The 17,517-nt window shown below is 70.0% G+C and carries 16 protein-coding genes; 6 read left to right on the top strand and 10 right to left on the bottom strand.

All coding sequences use genetic code 11. The features are described from left to right. Positions 1–1,339 (bottom strand): methyl-accepting chemotaxis protein (locus ACLBYE_RS24630; protein WP_447696185.1); only part of this gene is annotated, 1,339 nt, incomplete at its 3' end. 247 nt (positions 1,340–1,586) lie between these two features. On the opposite strand from ACLBYE_RS24630, the gene ACLBYE_RS24625 reads away from it, so the two are divergent. Further along, on the top strand, positions 1,587–3,920 hold the full coding sequence (locus ACLBYE_RS24625) for a putative bifunctional diguanylate cyclase/phosphodiesterase (RefSeq protein ID WP_447696184.1): 2,334 nt from the start codon (positions 1,587–1,589) through the stop codon (positions 3,918–3,920). Between the two features lie 7 nt (positions 3,921–3,927). Here the strand turns inward: ACLBYE_RS24625 and ACLBYE_RS24620 are convergent, their stop codons facing one another. Together ACLBYE_RS24620 and ACLBYE_RS24615 are read right to left on the bottom strand one after the other, a co-directional pair. After that, the gene (locus ACLBYE_RS24620; RefSeq protein ID WP_447696183.1) at positions 3,928–5,739 is read right to left on the bottom strand and encodes a thioesterase family protein; all 1,812 of its coding nucleotides are present in this window, start codon (positions 5,737–5,739) and stop codon (positions 3,928–3,930) included. A 197-nt stretch (positions 5,740–5,936) separates the two neighbouring features. Continuing rightward, entirely contained in the window at positions 5,937–6,821 is an 885-nt protein-coding gene (locus tag ACLBYE_RS24615; protein ID WP_447696182.1) for a LysR family transcriptional regulator, read from the bottom strand. A 208-nt stretch (positions 6,822–7,029) separates the two neighbouring features. Between ACLBYE_RS24615 and ACLBYE_RS24610 the strand changes: the two genes are divergently transcribed. From ACLBYE_RS24610 to ACLBYE_RS24590, 5 genes are all read left to right on the top strand, one after another. Beyond that, positions 7,030–8,340 carry a dicarboxylate/amino acid:cation symporter gene (locus ACLBYE_RS24610; RefSeq protein WP_447696181.1) on the top strand — a complete coding sequence of 437 codons (1,311 nt, stop codon included), beginning with the start codon at positions 7,030–7,032 and terminating at the stop codon, positions 8,338–8,340. A gap of 52 nt (positions 8,341–8,392) precedes the next feature. Further along, entirely contained in the window at positions 8,393–9,232 is an 840-nt protein-coding gene (locus ACLBYE_RS24605; RefSeq protein ID WP_026604998.1) for a bifunctional allantoicase/(S)-ureidoglycine aminohydrolase, read from the top strand. Further along, entirely contained in the window at positions 9,229–9,741 is a 513-nt protein-coding gene (locus ACLBYE_RS24600) for an ureidoglycolate lyase (RefSeq protein WP_091927804.1), read from the top strand. The genes ACLBYE_RS24605 and ACLBYE_RS24600 overlap by 4 nt, the downstream gene beginning before the upstream one ends. A 252-nt stretch (positions 9,742–9,993) precedes the next feature. Continuing rightward, a complete protein-coding gene (locus ACLBYE_RS24595) occupies positions 9,994–11,028 on the top strand; it encodes a TRAP transporter substrate-binding protein (RefSeq protein WP_020093576.1) in 1,035 nt (344 codons plus the stop codon). Continuing rightward, positions 11,028–12,665: an acyl-CoA synthetase gene (locus ACLBYE_RS24590; RefSeq protein WP_447696180.1), complete on the top strand. Its 1,638-nt coding sequence runs from the start codon at positions 11,028–11,030 to the stop codon at positions 12,663–12,665. Before ACLBYE_RS24595 ends, ACLBYE_RS24590 begins: the two co-directional genes overlap by 1 nt. 524 nt (positions 12,666–13,189) lie before the next feature. Here the strand turns inward: ACLBYE_RS24590 and ACLBYE_RS24585 are convergent. The 7 genes from ACLBYE_RS24585 to ACLBYE_RS24555 form a co-directional block, all read right to left on the bottom strand. Further along, positions 13,190–15,082 (bottom strand): TRAP transporter large permease, encoded by a 1,893-nt coding sequence (locus tag ACLBYE_RS24585; RefSeq protein WP_447696179.1) that lies wholly within the window; start codon positions 15,080–15,082, stop codon positions 13,190–13,192. A 142-nt stretch (positions 15,083–15,224) separates the two neighbouring features. Then, entirely contained in the window at positions 15,225–15,608 is a 384-nt protein-coding gene (locus tag ACLBYE_RS24580) for a hypothetical protein (RefSeq protein ID WP_447696178.1), read from the bottom strand. Between the two features lie 3 nt (positions 15,609–15,611). Continuing rightward, positions 15,612–15,908 carry a helix-turn-helix domain-containing protein gene (locus ACLBYE_RS24575; protein WP_447696177.1) on the bottom strand — a complete coding sequence of 99 codons (297 nt, stop codon included), beginning with the start codon at positions 15,906–15,908 and terminating at the stop codon, positions 15,612–15,614. Then, on the bottom strand, positions 15,833–16,120 hold the full coding sequence (locus ACLBYE_RS24570) for a hypothetical protein (RefSeq protein ID WP_447696176.1): 288 nt from the start codon (positions 16,118–16,120) through the stop codon (positions 15,833–15,835). The genes ACLBYE_RS24575 and ACLBYE_RS24570 overlap by 76 nt, the downstream gene beginning before the upstream one ends. A 379-nt stretch (positions 16,121–16,499) precedes the next feature. Beyond that, entirely contained in the window at positions 16,500–16,799 is a 300-nt protein-coding gene (locus tag ACLBYE_RS24565; protein WP_447696175.1) for a hypothetical protein, read from the bottom strand. Between the two features lie 31 nt (positions 16,800–16,830). Continuing rightward, positions 16,831–16,971 carry a hypothetical protein gene (locus ACLBYE_RS24560; protein WP_170855268.1) on the bottom strand — a complete coding sequence of 47 codons (141 nt, stop codon included), beginning with the start codon at positions 16,969–16,971 and terminating at the stop codon, positions 16,831–16,833. Continuing rightward, complete coding sequence (locus tag ACLBYE_RS24555; RefSeq protein ID WP_447696174.1) at positions 16,971–17,216, bottom strand: hypothetical protein; 246 nt, start codon at positions 17,214–17,216, stop codon at positions 16,971–16,973. The genes ACLBYE_RS24560 and ACLBYE_RS24555 overlap by 1 nt, the downstream gene beginning before the upstream one ends. Between the last annotated feature and the right edge of the window lie 301 nt (positions 17,217–17,517).

Genomic DNA, 17,517 nt, shown 5'->3' with positions numbered 1-17,517 from the left:
CCGCCTCCTCGGTCAGCATCACCGACGTGTTGATGCCCCGCTGGATCTCGCCCAGGATCCCCCGCACCTGCCCCGTGGCCGCCTTGGCCTGGTCGGCCAGGAGCTTCATCTCCGAGGCCACCACCGAAAAGCTGCGCCCGCTCTCGCCGGCCGCGGCCGCCTCGATGGCGGCGTTCAGCGCCAGCAGGTGCGTGCGCTCCGAGATGTCGTTGACCGTCTCGATGATGTCGCCGATCGTCTGGGTCTTCTCCGACAGGCTGACGATGTTGCCCGCCACCGCCTCCGCCTGCTCGCGGATCGCGTCCATGGCCTTGGCGGTGTCGGAGACCGCGCGCAGCCCCTGGCGCGAGGTCTGGGCGGTCGCCTGAGCGGTGGCGATCACCTCTGTGGCGCGCTTGGAGATCTGCGCCCCCGAATGGGTGATCTCGTCGACCGTGGCGGCCGTCTCCTGCACGGCGGCGAATTGCTGCTCGACCGAGGCGGCCTGCTCCTGCGCCGAGGCGCGGATCTCGGCCGCGGCCGCGTTCAGGTCCGCCGTCGCCGCCCGGTTCGTCCGCGCCAGGTCCGAGAGACCCGAGACCATCGTGTTCAGCGTCGTGCTCAGACGGCCGATCTCGTCGCGCCGGCCCGCCGCCAGCTGGCCGGACAGGTCGCCCTCGCCGACCCGTCCCACGAAGGTCATCACCCCCACGAGGGGCCTGACGACGAGGCGGTTGATGGCGATCCCGATGCCCAGGCAGATCAGCAGCGTGATCAGCGTACCGCCCCAGAGGGCAAGGCCCTCGTTGCGCTCGCTCCGCGCGACGCGCTCGGCCAGCGCGGCCCGAACCGCTCCTTCAAGACCCTCGATGGCCGCGAGTTTCTCCCGGAAGGTGTCGAACAGCCGCTTGCCCTGACCGTCCGCCTCGATCTTGACCGCCTCGTCCCGCTTCGCCGGATCGGCCGCGATTCGAACGACGACCTCGCCGACCTCGGTCTGCCAGCTGCGGGCCGCGGCCACCGCGTCGGCCAAGAGGCGCGTCCGCTCTGGATCGTGGCCGATCAGGGTCCTGAGCCTGTCGATCGCCTCGTCCAGTGTCTGGCGCCCCGTGCGGTACGGCTCCAGGCTGCCGTCGCGGCCCGTGATCAGGTAGCCGCGCAGTCCGGTCTCCTGATTGAGCATGGCCGCGCGGAAGCCGTCGAGGGCGCGGATCAGCTGGTTGGACCGGCTCCGGGCATCGGTCGCGTCCCGCAGCTGATCGGCCGTGATCAGGACCGCGCCGCTGGTCAGCACCGACACCAGGGCGATGACGCCGATCGCACCGCCCAGGATGCGGTTGAGGCCCAGGGTTTGCGGCATCGTCTGCTTCATCCTACGCGGCCCCGCGGACGGCTCTGCCTGAGCCGCGACCGGAGCGCGCTCGCCTCTTAGCGCCGCCGCCCGGCGGATGCGAGCCGCAGCGCCTGGTGCCGGCGCGATATTTACGAGTTGTAAACCGACGAGCGACTTGTACTTGTGCAAGCGAGCGATTGTGTATGCATCTAAATAGCGAGAGCCGCAGTTTTCGATCGTAAAGGTTTCTCAGAGGGCGTTTGCGTCGCGCGAGATGTTGATTTCTTTCCTGATCGATACCGATCGCAAAGCGGATCCACTCGACGCGAACCTTCGCGCGCGCGCCCGCGTCGAGCAGCTCGACGTCGCGCTCCGCCTGGTTCCCTTCACGATTCTTGTGAGCCTCAGCGTCGTACAGGTCATCGTCTACCTGTTCTGGCAACCCGGCAACCGGGTCTACCTCGCCGGGCTCGAGGCGCTGGTCCTGCCCCTGGCGGTGGTCTCGCTTCAGCAGTGCTGGCGCTGGCGCTCCCGTCCGAAACCCCTCGAAGTGCCGTCCTCGTTCGTCCAGGGCGTGGTGCTGGCCGCCCAGGCCTACGGCCTCCTGCTGGCTTCCATCCCGGTCATGCTCTTCGCCGGGGCCGACGCGCACGGGCGGCTCCTGATCGCCTCCAGCATCGCGGGCCTGATCGCGACCGGCATGAGCGCGGCGGTGCTGCCCCGCGTCGCCATCGGCTATTCCGGCCTGATCATCCTCGGCTCGTTCATCGCCCTCGCGACGACCGGGGAGCCCTTCTACATCTACGTCGCGGTCCTGCTGTTCTTCTACGCGATCTTCATCTGCTTCACGATCGTGCATCTCAGCCGGCTGCTGACGATGCGGGTGATCGCGCAGATCGAGCTGGAGCGGCAGCAGGAATTCACCCACCTCCTGCTCAACGAGTTCGAGGAGAGCGCCAGCGACTGGCTCTGGGAGACGGATGCCGACCTGCGCCTCCAGCACGTCTCGCCGCGCCTGATCGAGGTCGCCGGCTCCTCCGAGCGCCAGCTGATGGGCCTGCCCCTGGAGCGGCTGCTGCTGCCGCCGGTGGCGCCCCCCAGGAGCCACTCGAGCACCACCCTGTGGGGCTGCATCGCCGAGCGGCGCGCCTTCCGGAACCTGCACCTGCAGCTCGACATCGCCGGCGAGCGGCGGACGTGGTGCCTCAGCGGCAAGCCGACCTTCAACCGGGCCGGCGCCTTCTCGGGCTATCGCGGCGTCGGCTCCGACGTGACCGAGAAGCGGCGCTCGGAGGAGCGGCTGTCGTATCTCGCCCTGCACGATTCCCTGACCGATCTGCCCAACCGGGTCCTGTTCCATCAGCTGCAGGAGGCGGCGCGGGAACGGCTGGCGCAGGGCGACCGGTTCGCCGTGCTCGCCCTCGACCTCGACGAGTTCAAGAGCGTGAACGACACCTTCGGTCACGCGGCCGGCGACAGGCTCCTGAAGTCGGTCGCCGAGCGGCTGCGGAGCTTCGAGGCGTCCGACGTCCAGCTCGCCCGTCTGGCGGGCGACGAGTTCGCGGTCCTCGCGACCGGACGGAGCGCCCGGGACCTGCACGGCATCGAGTCGCTCGCGAACGGCATCGTCGAGGCGCTCGCGTCGCCGTTCACCATCGACGGCATCCGGCTGACCGTCAGCGTCAGCATCGGGATCGCGATCGCCCCGCAGGACGGGTGCCAGGAGATCATGCGGCGGGCCGACCTCGCCCTCTACCGCATGAAGAGCGAGGGCCGGAACGGCTACCGCTTCTACGAAGCCGAGATGGACGAGCGGATCGAGGCGCGGCGCGCCCTGACGGCCGACCTGCGGGGCGCGCTCGATCGGGACGAATTCGTCCTCTACTTCCAGCCGATCGTGGCGGCCAAGGAGTGCCGCGTGCGCGGCTTCGAGGCGCTGATCCGGTGGAAGCACCCGGTGCGCGGCTTCGTCTCCCCCGGGGAGTTCATCCCGCTCGCCGAGGAGACCGGGGTGATCATACCGCTGGGCGAGTGGATCCTCCGGGATGCCTGTCGGATCGCGGCGGGCTGGCCGGGGGATGTCCGCATCGCCGTCAACCTGTCCCCGCGGCAGTTCCGGCACTCGGACCTGACCCAGCTCGTCCGCTCCGCGCTGCGCACGAGCGGGCTCGCCGCCCCGCGCCTGGAGCTCGAGGTGACCGAATCGGTGTTCCTCGAGGCCACGCCGGCGATCAACGCCACGCTCGCCAAGCTCCGCGAGATGGGCGTGCGGCTGTCCCTCGACGATTTCGGAACCGGCTACTCAAGCTTGAGCTACCTGCGCCGGATCGCCTTCGACAAGATCAAGATCGACCAGAGCTTCGTCCGGGACCTGCCGCAGGAGCGGAGCGCTGCGGCGATCGTGAACGCGATCATCGACATGGCGACGAGCCTCGACATGACGATCACCGCGGAGGGCGTCGAGACTGACGCCCAGCGCGCCTGCCTGCTGGAGCAGGGGTGCCACGAGTTCCAGGGCTACCTGTTCAGCAAGCCGCTGCCGGCCGAGCAGGCCGCCGCGCTGGCGCGCAGCCGTCAACTCCTCCCGGCGGCGGTTCAGGCGGCGTGAGGCGCGGTCAGACGCCGAGCGGCGCGACGCCGGTCGGGCCGCTGCCGTCCGCGACGGCGTGCGGGGACGTCTTCGGCCAGTAGGGCAGGAAGCCCTCGATGATCGCCCGCGGAATATCGAGCGGGCGATAGTGGACGGTGTCCACGAACATCAGCGACTGCTCGCCCCGGCCGAGAAGGCCGTTGACCTCGCTGTGGATCTCGTGCGCCAGGGTCACAAACTTCCGGTTGTGGCTCGCGATCGAGATGCGGACGGTGACCGGCTCGAACTCCATCGCCTCCCGGCGGAAGTCGTGCTGGAAGGACTTCGTCAGGATGTAGAAGTCCGTCGATTTCAGGTCGAAATCCGGCATGCAGATGTTGAAGAACAGCTCGCGGGCCTTGCCGACCCAGCGCACGTAATTGGCGAAGTAGACGTTCCCGACCGAGTTGGTGTCGTCGTAGGTCGGGATGAGGCGCAGGACGAACCAGTGCCCGTCGAACCCGTGCGACGCGACGGCGTCGGTCTGGTCCACGGCCACGGGCACCGGCGCCGCCCGCGGCGCCCGCTCCGCCGGGATCAGCTCCGCGACCGGCGGCGGCGCGCGCCAGCCGAGGACCTCCGCGATCATCGGGAGTGCGCCGATCAAGCCGATCAGCGGCGCGATGGCCAGCAACGCCCAGCTCGGGGCCAGGTAGCCCGTCACGAAGATCAGGCACGCCGTCGCCCCGATCATGGAGCTGAGGACCGGGTCGTAGCGGCGGGTCGCGCCGAGCGTCTCGCACACGAGACACGCCGCCGCCCCGACGAGGAGCGTGGCGAAGGGCATCATCAGGTAGAGGAGCGAGAGGTTCGCCCAGATCGCCGCCGCCGCCGTGGCGAGCGCGGCACCGAGGATCCAGACCGGCGACGCCACGAGGCCGGCCGGCACGAAGGCGAGGAGCGGGGAATTGCTGCGCGCCGTGACCGAGATCCCGAGCCAGCGCGTGGCGCTGTAGAAGCTGTCGATCGTGGTCGCGGCGGCGATCGCCGTCCAGATCACGAAGGCCACCGCGACGCCGGTCGCGGGTTCGTGCCCGATCGCCTGCGCCACGGCCGCGTAGGCTCCCGACAGGCCGTCGGACGAGGTGACCGGCATGCCGAGCCCCGCCCGCGCGGCGATGAGCGCGTTGATCGTCAGGAGACCGAGGAAGAGGAGCGCGCCGGTCATGTACGCCGCGCGCACCGACCCGCCCGAGCGCCGGATCTCGACCGCCCGCTGCCATTGCTGGATGTCCATCCAGGGGCCGAGCAGGAAGCCGACCAGCGAGGGGACGACGAGCCCGTAGAAGCGCTCGTCGAAGGCCTGCAGCGGGACGTCCCAGCCGTCCCGGTGCGCGGACAGACCGCCGAGCAGGATCACGCTCGCGGCGAGCCCGACCGCCAGGGCCCCGCAATGGACGATGCGGATCCCGCGCAGCGGGACGGCGTGGCCGAGCGAGCAGGCGACGAGAACCAGCGCGATCACGCCCACGGCGGCGTCGTGGCCGAACAGGGGGAGCCACGCGTAGGCCGCGAAGCCGAAGATCGTGATCGCGACGGCGAAGAACTGGGCCCCCATGAACAGGAGGGCGTAGGGGCCCTGCACGGCGGCCACGATCGCGTCGAGATTCCGACGGGGCGCGCCGAGCACCCAGCCGAACAGGCCGAGACCGGCCGCGTTCGGCAAGGCGAAGGCAAGAAACCCGAGCCAGCCGTATGTCAGCGTGACGTGGATCGCGTAGAAAAACCCGAGCCCCCAGAACCACGACAAAGCAATCGTGGGTGCCCAGGCCGCGGAGCGGATGAACTGGGAAGGCATTATGGCTTCAAGCGCTCCGGACCTTGAGCTGCAATAGCGTATCAGATTCGTTTCGGGAATATGGCGAACCGAAAAGAAGGCGGATACAGGAAATTCAGGAAGGGAAAAGCATCGGGCTGCTCGGCCACGGCCGGCGATCCGAGGGGCGCGCGTGTCCTGCCGGCACCCGTCACGGCGCGGAGGCCCGGGCCTTCCGCCTAGTCGGCGGGCGTCTTCCGACCGTCGCGGACCAGATCGACGAAGTTTCCGACCAGAGCCGCTTTCGCGGGCGACCACAGCGCGAAGACGTCGGCGCGGATGCGGGGTCCCTCGAGTGGCCTGTAGACCACGTCGGCATGCGCCAGCCGGGCGACGTATTCCGGGATGATGGCGATGCCCAGGCCGGATGCGACGAGGCTCGTCAATGAGGCCGCCTCGACGGCCTGATGGGTGATGGTGGGGACGAACCCGGCCTCGACGCAGCAATCCCAGAGATACTTGGCGAACAGCGAATCGGACATCCGGAGGAACACGAACCGCTCGTCGCGCAGGTCGGCGAGCCGGAGCCTGCCCCGCGCGAGACGGTGCCCCCTCGGAAGGACGACCTGCACGGTCTCGCTCCACGCGCGGACCCGGACCAGATCGGCATCCTGCGGCGGGGCGCGCAGGAAGCTGACGTCGGTCTGGCCCGCCTTCAGCATCGCGATCTGGCGATCCGGCGACATCTCGTGGATCCGGAGATCCACCGCGGGGTAGACCTGCGCGAAATCCCGGATCGCGTGCCCGAGCGGCCCGGCCAGCATCGAGCCCGTCAGGCCGACATTGATGATGCCGGCGGTGCCCGCGCCGATCGCCCGGGCGCGCTCGACGGCTTCGGCGGCCCGCTCCAGGAGACCGATCGCCTGAACGTGAAAGTCGTGACCGGCCCGCGTCAGCGCCACGCGCCGGGTCGTCCGCTCAAAGAGGGCCGTCCCGATCTCCGCCTCCAGATCGCGGATCTGCTGGCTGAGCGGCGGCTGCGCGACACCCAGGCTGTCCGCGGCGGCGGTGAAGCTCAGGTGCTTCGCCACGGCGACGAAGTAGCGGAGGTGGCGCAGTTCCATGGTCAGATTAAAACTCTGAGCGTTTCAAACTAAATGAAATAGATATTTGACGTCTAGATCGTCCGGCACGATTTTGCCGCCAGGAAGGGCGACCGGGCATCGTGCTGCACAATGCCGCCGCGCCTCGCGATCGGGCTCGACCGATCCCGCCCAGGAGAGGCGGGGCGATCGCGGCCGGGTCGGGGCAAGCCTTCCCGGGGAGATCGCGATGAAGCGCTTGTACGGGTCGCTGTTCGGGCAGGTTGTGGCCGCCCTGATGATCGGCATCCTCGTCGGCCGGCTCTGGCCCGAGTTCGCCGTCACCCTGAAGCCGCTGGGCGACGTCTTCATCAAGCTCATCAAGATGGTGGTCGCGCCGCTGGTCTTCGGCGTCGTCGTGCACGGCATCGTCGGCGCGGGCGACCTCCGGAAGGTCGGTCGCGTCGGGCTCAAATCCCTGATCTATTTCGAGGTGGTGACGACCGTCGCGCTCGCGCTGGGGCTCGTCCTCGCCTACGTCTTCGCGCCCGGTCACGGCATGAACGTCGATGTGGCGACCCTCGATGCCAAGTCGCTCACCAGCTACACCGACCGGGTCGGGCAGGTGACGGGCACCGTCGACTTCCTGATGAAGATCGTGCCGACGACCTTCGTCGACGCCTTCGCCAAGGGCGACATCCTCCAGGTCCTGCTCCTCGCGATCCTGTTCGGGGCCGGCCTCTCGCTCCTCGGCGAGCGCGGCAAGCCCCTGGCCGACAGCCTGGAGCGCATCACCGAGGTCCTGTTCCGGATCATCGGCTTCATCGTGCGGCTGGCGCCGCTCGGCGTGCTGGGCGCGGTCGCCTTCACGGTCGGCAAGTACGGCGTCGGCTCTCTCAAACAGCTCAGCATGCTGGTGATGCTCTTCTACGCCGGGGTCGCGCTGTTCGTGGTCGTGGTGCTCGGCAGCATCATGCGGCTCGCGGGGTTCAGCCTCTTCAAGCTGCTCGCCTACCTGCGCGAAGAGTTGACCGTCGTCGCCGGCACCGCCTCCTCGGACTGCGTGCTGCCGCAGGTCATGCGCAAGCTGGAGCGGCTCGGCATCAAGGAATCCACCGTCGGCCTCGTGATCCCGACCGGCTACTCCTTCAACCTCGACGCCTTCTCGCTCTACCTGACCCTCGCCACCGTGTTCATCGCCCAGGCGACCAACACGGACCTGTCCTTCGGCCACCTGATACTGATCCTCGGCATCGCGCTCCTGACCTCGAAGGGGGCTCACGGCGTGCCCGGCTCGGCGATCGTCGTCCTCGCCGCCACGCTGTCGGCGGTGCCGGAGATCCCGGTGATCGGGCTGGTCCTCGTCCTGTCGATCGACTGGTTCGTCGGCATCGCCCGCGCCCTCGGGAACCTGATCGGCAACTGCGTCGCGACCGTCGTCATCGCCGCCTGGGAGGGCGACATCGACCGGGCGCGGGCCAACCGCGTCCTGAACGGCGAGGACACCACCGACACGGCGGAGATCCTCGAGGCGCCGGTCGCCGAGCCGCGCACCGCGTGACCAGATCCCCGACAGACGTTTACAGCTTGAAGTCGAATCCCGGAGACCGACCATGAGCGCTGGAGCCTACAACCCCCCGTGCGGTGGCCTACCCGGCCAGACGCGGCTGATGACCGGCCGCGCGGTGTTCACCGAGGCCTACGCGGTGATCCCCCACGGCGTGATGAGCGACATCGTCACCAGCCTCCTGCCGGGCTGGGACAGGACCCAGGCCTGGATCGTGGCCCGGCCGCTCTCGGGCTTCGCCGAGACCTTCGCCCAGTACCTCATGGAGGTCGCCCCCGGCGGCGGCAGCCAGGCCCCCGAGCCGGAGCCGCAGGCCCAGGGCGTCCTGTTCGTGGTCGCCGGCACGGCCAGCCTCACCCTGGAGGGCGCGCGCCACGCACTGCGGCCGGGCAGCTACGCCTACCTCGCCCCCGGGGCGGCCTGGGCCCTGCGCAACGACGGCGACGCGCCCGCGCGCTTCCACTGGATCCGCAAGGCCTACCAGCCCGCCGCCGGCCTCGACGCGCCGACGTCCTTCGTCACCCACGAGTCGGCGGTGGAGCCGGCCGGCATGGTCGGCACCGACGGCGCCTGGGCGACGACCCGCTTCGTCGCCTCCGACGACCTGCGCCACGACATGCACGTCAACATCGTCAGCATGCGCCCGGGCGCCTCGATCCCCTTCGAGGAGACCCACGTCATGGAGCACGGACTGTTCGTGCTGGAGGGCAAGGCGGTCTACCGGCTCAACCGCGACTGGGTCGAGGTCGAGGCGGGCGACTTCATGTGGCTGCGCGCCTTCTGCCCCCAGGCCTGCTACGCGGGCGGCCCGGGCCCGTTCCGGTACCTGCTGTACAAGGACGTCAACCGCCACCCGGCGCTGGCGCCGCGCGGGCTCGGCCGGTGAGCGCGGGCGCCCGCACGGTCGTCGCCCGGCCGCTGACGGCCGAGGCTTTCGCGCCGTTCGGCACGGTGATCGACGCCGCCGCGGTGGCGCCGCGGCCGATGAACGGCGGGATGGCGCGGCGCTTCCACGATCTGGCGGCGGTCGAGGTCGTGGGCGAGGGGTCGCGGGTGGTGATCGGGCTGGTCGAGGCGCAGCCCTACCCGGTGCCGCTGCGGCTCGGCCTGGTCGAGCGGCACCCGCTGGGCGCGCAGGCGTTCCTGCCGCTGAGCGCGGCGCCGTTTCTGGTGGTGGTCTGTCCGGACGCGGAGGGCCGTCCCGGCCCGCCCCAGGCCTTCGTGACGGCGCCGGGGCAGGGGGTCTGCTACGCGCGCAACACGTGGCACGGGGTGCTGACGCCTTACGGCCAGCCGCAGGACTTCGTCGTGGTCGACCGCGGCGGCCCGGGCGTGAACCTCGAGGAACACACCTTCGAGGAACCCTGGACGGTGCATCTGCCCGGCCGGGACTGACGCGGACCGCGCCATCCGCGCCGTCGCCGCGCCGTCGCCGCGCCGTCGCCGCGTCGCCACGGTCTCGCGCGGCCGGGGCCGCCTCCGGCCGCCCCGTATCAGCGGCGGCCGGATGCAATCATTCCCGGGGACGCGGCCGCGAAAGTCCGTTGACTGGCACCGGTCAGCGGCTATCGAGGCCGCAATCAGGAGTCCGCACCAACGCGGACCCGAGGAAACGCCGGGCCCCGCGCCCGCACCGGAAAGGCCGCCATGTCCCCGTACCGCACGCCCCTGTCCCGCCGCCGATTTCTGGCGACCGGCTCGACGGCCCTCATCGCCGGTACCGTGGCGGCCCCGCACGTGGCGCGGGCGCAGAAGGCGGAGTTCACGTACAAGTACGCCAACAACCTGCCCGACACGCATCCGATGAACATCCGCGCCCGCGAGATGGCGGAGGCGCTGCGGACGGAGACCGGCGGCCGGTTCGACCTCAAGATCTTCCCGACAAGCCAGCTCGGCTCCGACACCGACACGCTGAGCCAGCTGCGCTCGGGCAGCGTCGAGTTCTTCACGATGTCGCCGCTGATCCTCTCGACGCTGGTGCCGAACGCGTCGATCAACGGCATCGGCTACGCCTTCCCGAGCTACGACGCCGTCTGGCCGGCCATGGACGGCGAGCTCGGCGCCTGGGTCCGCCAGCAGATCGCCAAGGCCGGCCTCGTCGCCATGGAGAAGATCTGGGACAACGGCTACCGCCAGACCACCTCGTCGACCAAGCCGATCGCCACGCCCGACGACTTCAAGGGCTTCCGGATCCGCGTCCCGGTCTCGCCGCTCTGGACCTCGATGTTCAAGGCCTTCGACGCCGCCCCCGCGTCGATCAACCTGAACGAGACCTACTCGGCCCTGCAGACCAAGATCGTCGAGGGCCAGGAGAACCCGCTGGCGGTGATCTCCACGACGAAGTTCTACGAGGTGCAGAAGTACTGCTCGCTCACCAACCACATGTGGGACGGGTACTGGTTCCTGGCGAACCGCCGCGCCTGGGAGCGCCTGCCGGCGGACCTGCGCGAGACGGTGGCCCGCCACATCAACGCCGCCGGGATGAAGGAGCGGGCCGACGTCGCCCAGCTCAACGCCAACCTGCAGGCGGACCTGTCGAAGAACGGGATGGTCTTCAACAAGCCCGACCCGGAGCCCTTCCGCGACAAGCTGCGCAAGGCCGGTTTCTACGCCGAGTGGAAGGGCCGGTACGGCGACGAGGGCTGGTCGCTGCTCGAGAAGGCCTGCGGGAAGCTCACCTGATGAGCGCCGCGGGGGCGCCGCGCGGCGGGGTCGCGCCGTGCTCCCGGCGGGTGATGAATCTCGCCCATTTCCTGCGCCGCGCCGCGCGCCGGTTCCCGGACGCGGTGGGGCTCGCCTGGGGCGAGCGGCGCTGGACCTGGGCCGAACTCGACGCCCGGGTCGACGCGATGGCGGCGGCGCTCGCCGCCCGTGGCGTGACCAAGGGTGATCGCGTCCTGGTCCAGGCACGCAACAGCAACCAGCTGTTCGAGTCGATGTTCGTCTGCTTCCGGCTCGGCGCCGTCTGGGTGCCGGCCAATTTCCGGCAGACGCCCGCGGAGATCGCCTATCTCGCCCGTGCCAGCGGCGCCTCGACGCTGATCTGCGGCGCGGGTTTCCCGGAGCACGCCGCCGCCGTGCGCGAGGCCTGCCCGGACCTCGATCGCGTCGTGGCGATCGGCGACGCGGTTTTCGGGGCCGATTACGACGCGCTCGTTGCCGACCATCTGGGCGCGGCCGCGCCCGTCGCCGATGTCGAGCACGACGATCCTTGCTGGTTCTTCTTCACCTCCGGCACGACGGGCCGCCCCAAGGCGGCGGTCCTGACCCACGGCCAGATGGCCTTCGTCATCACCAATCACCTCTGCGACCTGATGCCGGGCACGACGGAGGCCGACGCGTCCCTGGTCGTGGCGCCGCTGTCGCACGGCGCCGGCATCCACCAGCTCGCGCAGGTCGCGGCCGGCACCAAGACGGTGCTGACCGCCGGCGAGCGGCTGGATCCCGAGGAGGTCTGGGCCCTCGTCGAGGCGTGGCGCGTCACGAACCTCTTCACCGTGCCGACCATCGTGAAGCTGCTGACCGAGCACCCCGCGGTGTCGACGCACGACCATTCCAGCCTGCGCCACGTCATCTACGCGGGCGCACCGATGTACCGGGCGGACCAGCAGCACGCGCTGCGGGTGCTCGGGCCGGTGCTGGTGCAATACTTCGGCCTCGGCGAGGTGACGGGCAACATCACGGTGCTGCCGCCCCGCCTGCACGCGGCCGAGGACGGGCCGGACGTCAAGGTCGGCACCTGCGGTTTCGAGCGCACCGGCATGCAGGTCCAGATCCAGGACGTGCAGGGCCGCGAGTGCCCGCCGGGCGCCACCGGCGAGATCTGCGTCTGCGGCCCGGCCGTTTTCGCGGGCTACTACGACAATCCGGAGGCCAACGCGGCGGCGTTCCGCGACGGCTGGTTCCGGACCGGCGATCTCGGCCATCTCGATTCCGAGGGCTTCCTGTTCATCACCGGCCGCGCCTCGGACATGTACATCTCCGGCGGCTCCAACGTGTATCCGCGCGAGATCGAGGAGAAGCTCCTCACGCATCCGGCGATCACCGAGGCCGCGATCCTCGGCGTCCCGGATCCCGCCTGGGGCGAGGTCGGCGTCGCGGTCTGCGTCGCGCGTCCCGGGGCCGCGGTGCAGGAGGGGGAACTGATCGCGTGGCTGTCGGCGGCCGTCGCTCGCTACAAGCTGCCTCGGCGCGTGTTCTTCTGGGAGGCCCTGCCGAAATCCGGCTACGGCAAGGTGACGAAGCGCGCGATCCGCGAGGGTCTTGAGGCGCGGGGCGACCTGCCCCTCGACGGGCAGGCGAGGCCGCAGGCCCGATAGGGCAGTCGCGGCCCCTTCCGCCTGAAGCGGCGCCCCGTCTTTGCGAGCGCAGCGAAGCAATCCAGTCGGCGCCACGCTCAGCGACGTCGCGCCGCCCTGGGTCGCTTCGCTCGGCTCGCGAAGACGGCAGCGGCGGCATCGGCCTCCATATGCGAGATGCAGGTTCAGTGAGCCGCGTCGACCCCAGCGCACCCGACCGGTGGCGGGCACTCCGAGTGGGAAGTCGGGCCGGTTCGTGTCCCTCCGCGCGCATCATGATCTCGTTGCATGACAGCTCCGAGATGCAGGCCCTGACATGTCCCCGGAGCCGCGCGCATATTGCAGTGCAGCACGCCGGGCGACCCGCCCGGTCAGGACCGGGATCTCGGCACGATGACTACCCTCGCGAATCTCGTCAGCCGGCTCGAGGGTGCAGTGCGGCGCGCCGCGGCCGAACGCTACGCCGAGCAGCGCGAGCGGATCGCGCGGACCGGCGGCGCCGGCATGATCTGATCGCGCGCGGCGCGCCCCCGCGGTGGAGATCGTCAGAGGAAGCCGATCGAGAACCAGGGGACGAGGATGATGGCGAGCAGCCCGATCAGCAGGGCCAGGATGTAGCCGACGATCGGGCGCATCCCGGCATCGGGATGGATCCGGCTGATGGCGCAGGCCGCATAGTAGCCAACGCCGAAGGGCGGGGCGAACAGGCCGATGCCCATCGCGAGGATCACCACCATCGAATAATGCACCTCGTGCACGCCCACCGCCCGGGCGATCGGGAACAGGAGCGGCCCGAACAGCACGATCGCCGGGATGCCCTCCAGCACCGAGCCTAGGATGATGAAGGCGAAGGCCGAGACGAACAGGAACCCGAGCGTGCCGCCGGGCAGACCCTTCATCACCTCGGCGAGCGTCTGCGAGAAGCCCGACTGGGTGAGCGCCCAGGCCATGCCGGTGGCCGCGCCGATGATCAGCAGGATCGCGCCGGATAGGGTCGCGGTGGTCACCAGCATCGGGTAGAGCCGCCGCCACTCGAACTGGCGGTAGATCAGCAGGCCCGCCAGCGCCGCGTAGACGATGCCGATGGTCGAGACCTCGGTGGCGGTGGCGATGCCCTCGACCACGGCGAAGCGGATCACGAACGGCAGCGCGAGCGCCGGGATCGCCACCAGGAAGGCGCGGCCGATGACCCGGCCCGAGGGCCGTGCGACGTGGCTCAGGTCCTCGCGGCGGTAGCGCCACCAGACCAGGGCGCACAGCGTCGCGGCCAGCACGAGGCCCGGCATCAGGCCGCCGGTGAACAGGGCGGTGATCGACACGCCGGTGACCGAGCCGATGGTGATCAGCACGATCGAGGGCGGGATCGTCTCGGTCTGCGCGCCGGTGGTGGCCAGCAGGGCGACGAGGTCGCCCTCCTTGGCGCCGCGGGCCTTCATCTCGGGGAACAGCACGGGCGCGACGGCGGCCATGTCGGCGGCCTTGGAGCCGGAGATGCCCGAGACGAGGTACATGGCCCCGACCAGCACGTAGTGCAGGCCGCCGCGCACGTGGCCGAGCAGGCTCGCCAGGAAGCCGACCATGGCCTTGGCCATGCCGGTCATCTCGATCAGCAGGCCGAGGAACACGAACAGCGGCACGGCGAGCAGGATGAGGTGGCTCATGCCCTCGTCCATGCGGCCGACCACCACCATCGACGGGGCGTTGGTGGTCAGCGTGATGTAGGCGAAGGTCGACAGGCCGAACGCGAAGGCGATCGGCACCCCGGAGAAGACCAGCGCGCCGACGCCGAGGACGAAGAACAGCAGCAGGTTGAGGTTCCCGAGGTTGGCGAGCCACGGCTGCAGCGCCAGGAGCGCGGCGGCAACACCGCCGCCCAGGATCAGCGCCCCGACGGTCAGTTTCCAGTCGGCGGTCTCCAGGAGTCGGATCAGCGCCACGATCAGCATGAGGCCGAGGCCGATCGGCAGGGCGGCGGCGCGCCACGCGTTGTTCAGCTCCAGCGCCGGCGTCTGCACGAAGGTCTCCTCGCTGGCGAACTCGAAGGCCGGCTCGAGCAGCAGGGCGACGAAGATCAGGCCGGCGACCAGGGCGACCGTCTCCAGGAAGGCGCGCAGGCGCGGGCCGCTCATGGCGACGAAAGCGGTCATGCGCATGTGCTCGGCGCGCCGGAAGGCGACAACGGCGCCGAGCATGGCGAGCCACAGGAACAGGATCGAGGCGAGTTCGTCCGACCAGATGATGGGATCGCGGAACACGTAGCGGCTGACGACACCGCTGAGCAGCACCCCGATCTCGGCCAGGACGAGCAGTGCCGCCGGGATCTCCACGAGGTGGCCGAGCGCGGCATCCACCCGGCGCAGCCAGCCCCGGGCGCGCAGCGGCGGTCCCGAAAATTCAATCCCCGCCGTCGACTCGACGGCCGCAACATCGATCTGCATGGCGCCCCTCCGTGGGGGCCGCTCCCGATGCCGCTGGCGGCGGGATCGGCCCCACATGCGTCTTCGCGTGTGCCTTGCGGTGCGTCTCGGCGCGCCTGCGTTCTCCGATACCGTTATCCGATCCTGCGGAAAACGGTCCCGGTCAGTTTGCCCGACACATCCTCACGACGCGACCGCGCCCCGTCGCCGTACTTCGTTTTCCGGCCCTTGTGGAATCTCTGCCGTTCAGCCGCGCGAACCTGCGCCAGCAACTCGGCCGGCTCGCGGATGCGGGCCGCCCGAGCGGGTCGCGGAGCAGCGTGACGGTTTCCGGACCCAGCGGCATCCGCACCGGATCCTCGCCGCGGGGCGGTCCTGAGACGATGTCGGCGTCGAACGCGTCGGTGATGAGACGGGCATAGTCGATGCCGGCGGCGAGCCGCACCTCGAAATCCGGATGGGCGCTCAGGAATCGCGCCAGCCGCGGCGCCCCGAGGTCGGAGCAGCGGTTCAACTCGGCGAAGGCGCGCCCGACACGGCCGCACAAAGCCTATCCGGCCGGGGTCGGCGCGATGCCCTGACCCACCCGCTCGAACAGAACGACGCCCAGCGTCTCTTCCGTCCTGCGCGATGCCTGACTGACCGCGCTCGGGGGAGAGATCGGAGGACGGAGAGGGGGACGGACGGCCTCCTCCCGAGCAGGATGGGCCGCGACCGGTGCCGTTGGGATCGGGACCGGGCCGGCGATACGCCGCCCGCGGCACTCCGGGATCAGGCCGACCGGTGGCCGCGGACCCGGACCGGCGCGGCGACCGGGACGATCTTGCCCTGCTGGGCAACCTCGCACAGGACCGCCACCATCGCGTCGGCCTGCGTCTCGAGGTTGGGCGGCCCGACATCGTCGCGCGTGTTGCGCCAAGCGATGAAGATGCAGGCGAGGATGGCCGACGCGCTGGCTGCCAGCGGTGCGATGATCAGCGCGGCGAGGGCGCTCACCGGAGCCAGGATCGCGGCTGTCGCGAGACCGCTGACGATGGCTGCGGCTATCAAGACGATCATCGGAGCCTCGCCCGATCTGAGTGGTCGGATCCCGTGCCCGTCCACCGTCCTAGGATCACGTCACAAAGGTTTACGCTTCGTTAACGGGAAGCTTCCATCCGCTAATTCCGCGGCAGCTGTCCCGCCGATTGCTTCACGATCACCCGTTCAGCGCACGCGAGGACAGGTCGGGGCGCGGATTCGTGCCGCCGGTTCCGGTCTGCCGGGCCGCGCGACACGACGAGCCGCGCCGCGGCCAGCCAGATCGCGGACGCTGGCACGCCGCTGGCGTCGGGCGGTGCGGAGAATGTTCACGCTTTCGTGAGGTCATGCGCGCTGCAACCCGCTCGCGCAGCGTGTCGACCATATGCCGAGAAGTGTTCGAACTGATACGATCGGATCAGGCCTGGTACAGGGTGATCCCTTGCTGCTCAGGGTTGGGCAATGATAGCCCTTGCGCGTCCGGCGTGTAGGAATTCTGTCTCCAATGACGATCGATGCTCGAGCTGTCGCGCGCCTGCGCGAGATCGCAGCCGTCATTGGCTGTCCGGTCGAGGCCTTCTACGGACCGGATGGCGAGGCCGTCGACCTCGGCATGACGCACGAGCTCTTCCGCCTCTGGCACGCGATACAGGATCCGAAAGCGCGTCAGCGCGTCCTGAACAGCGCGCGGCGTGAGGCTCTCGGCGACGCGGTCCACGGGACGGCCGCCGAATAGCCACCGCGCGCCGTCAGCGCCCCTGTGCGATCCAGCCCAGGACCGTCGCGCAGCGCTCGGCCTGCTCGCGGGTCAATCCCGACGCGACGGCGGAGCCGTTGCGGTAGACCACGAAGGTCCCGTCGTCGGTCGCGCGGATCTTGACGGACGCCATCACTCGGCTCCCGACGTGAGAGCTTGGAGCTGGGAGAGGCCGGCCGCGGTGATCTGCCAGACCGCCACCGGACCACCCGGACCCTCGTGCGGATCGATCCGCCGGAGATGGCCGGTGCTCTGGAGCGCCGTCAGCCGGCTGTGATCGCCGGGCCAGGACGCGTCCGGCCTCTGACGGATCGTGATCTGGTAATCCCGTGCCTCCGCGGCCTTGTTGAGGAGACGGCGCTGGTGGTTCACTCGCATCGGCACTCCGGCTCAGCTCGGGTCGGTACGCAGTAACTACGGACAGGCTGGCCGATACGGTTAAGCTTGGCAACCCCGCGCTCGCAACGGGCTCTGGATCGTCCTGTCCAGAATGCGGGCGGCGCGAGGGCCGGATCTGCGGCGCGGAGCCGCCCTGCCACGTCGATCCTGCGCCGCGTTCCGTCGAGCCCGGGCGGTTGCCGGCGCGACGTCGGCTTCGGATGCCGGGCGACACGATCGCGGGCGCGGACAAAGAGAAAGGCCGGCCGGGTTGCCCCGGCCCCACCCCCCTCCGCCCCGC

It is taken from the genome of Methylobacterium sp. A52T, assembly GCF_053346095.1.
This window is presented reverse-complemented; position numbering and strand designations above follow the sequence as displayed.

Coding starts and splice junctions, on each gene's coding strand:
- ACLBYE_RS24585 (WP_447696179.1), bottom strand. CDS start 15,082: ATGCAGATCGATGTTGCGGCCGTCGAGTCGACGGCGGGGATTGAATTT.
- ACLBYE_RS24555 (WP_447696174.1), bottom strand. CDS start 17,216: ATGCGAGTGAACCACCAGCGCCGTCTCCTCAACAAGGCCGCGGAGGCA.
- ACLBYE_RS24595 (WP_020093576.1), top strand. CDS start 9,994: ATGTCCCCGTACCGCACGCCCCTGTCCCGCCGCCGATTTCTGGCGACC.
- ACLBYE_RS24610 (WP_447696181.1), top strand. CDS start 7,030: ATGAAGCGCTTGTACGGGTCGCTGTTCGGGCAGGTTGTGGCCGCCCTG.
- ACLBYE_RS24620 (WP_447696183.1), bottom strand. CDS start 5,739: ATGCCTTCCCAGTTCATCCGCTCCGCGGCCTGGGCACCCACGATTGCT.
- ACLBYE_RS24560 (WP_170855268.1), bottom strand. CDS start 16,971: ATGGCGTCCGTCAAGATCCGCGCGACCGACGACGGGACCTTCGTGGTC.
- ACLBYE_RS24605 (WP_026604998.1), top strand. CDS start 8,393: ATGAGCGCTGGAGCCTACAACCCCCCGTGCGGTGGCCTACCCGGCCAG.
- ACLBYE_RS24590 (WP_447696180.1), top strand. CDS start 11,028: ATGAGCGCCGCGGGGGCGCCGCGCGGCGGGGTCGCGCCGTGCTCCCGG.
- ACLBYE_RS24625 (WP_447696184.1), top strand. CDS start 1,587: ATGTTGATTTCTTTCCTGATCGATACCGATCGCAAAGCGGATCCACTC.
- ACLBYE_RS24570 (WP_447696176.1), bottom strand. CDS start 16,120: ATGATCGTCTTGATAGCCGCAGCCATCGTCAGCGGTCTCGCGACAGCC.
- ACLBYE_RS24615 (WP_447696182.1), bottom strand. CDS start 6,821: ATGGAACTGCGCCACCTCCGCTACTTCGTCGCCGTGGCGAAGCACCTG.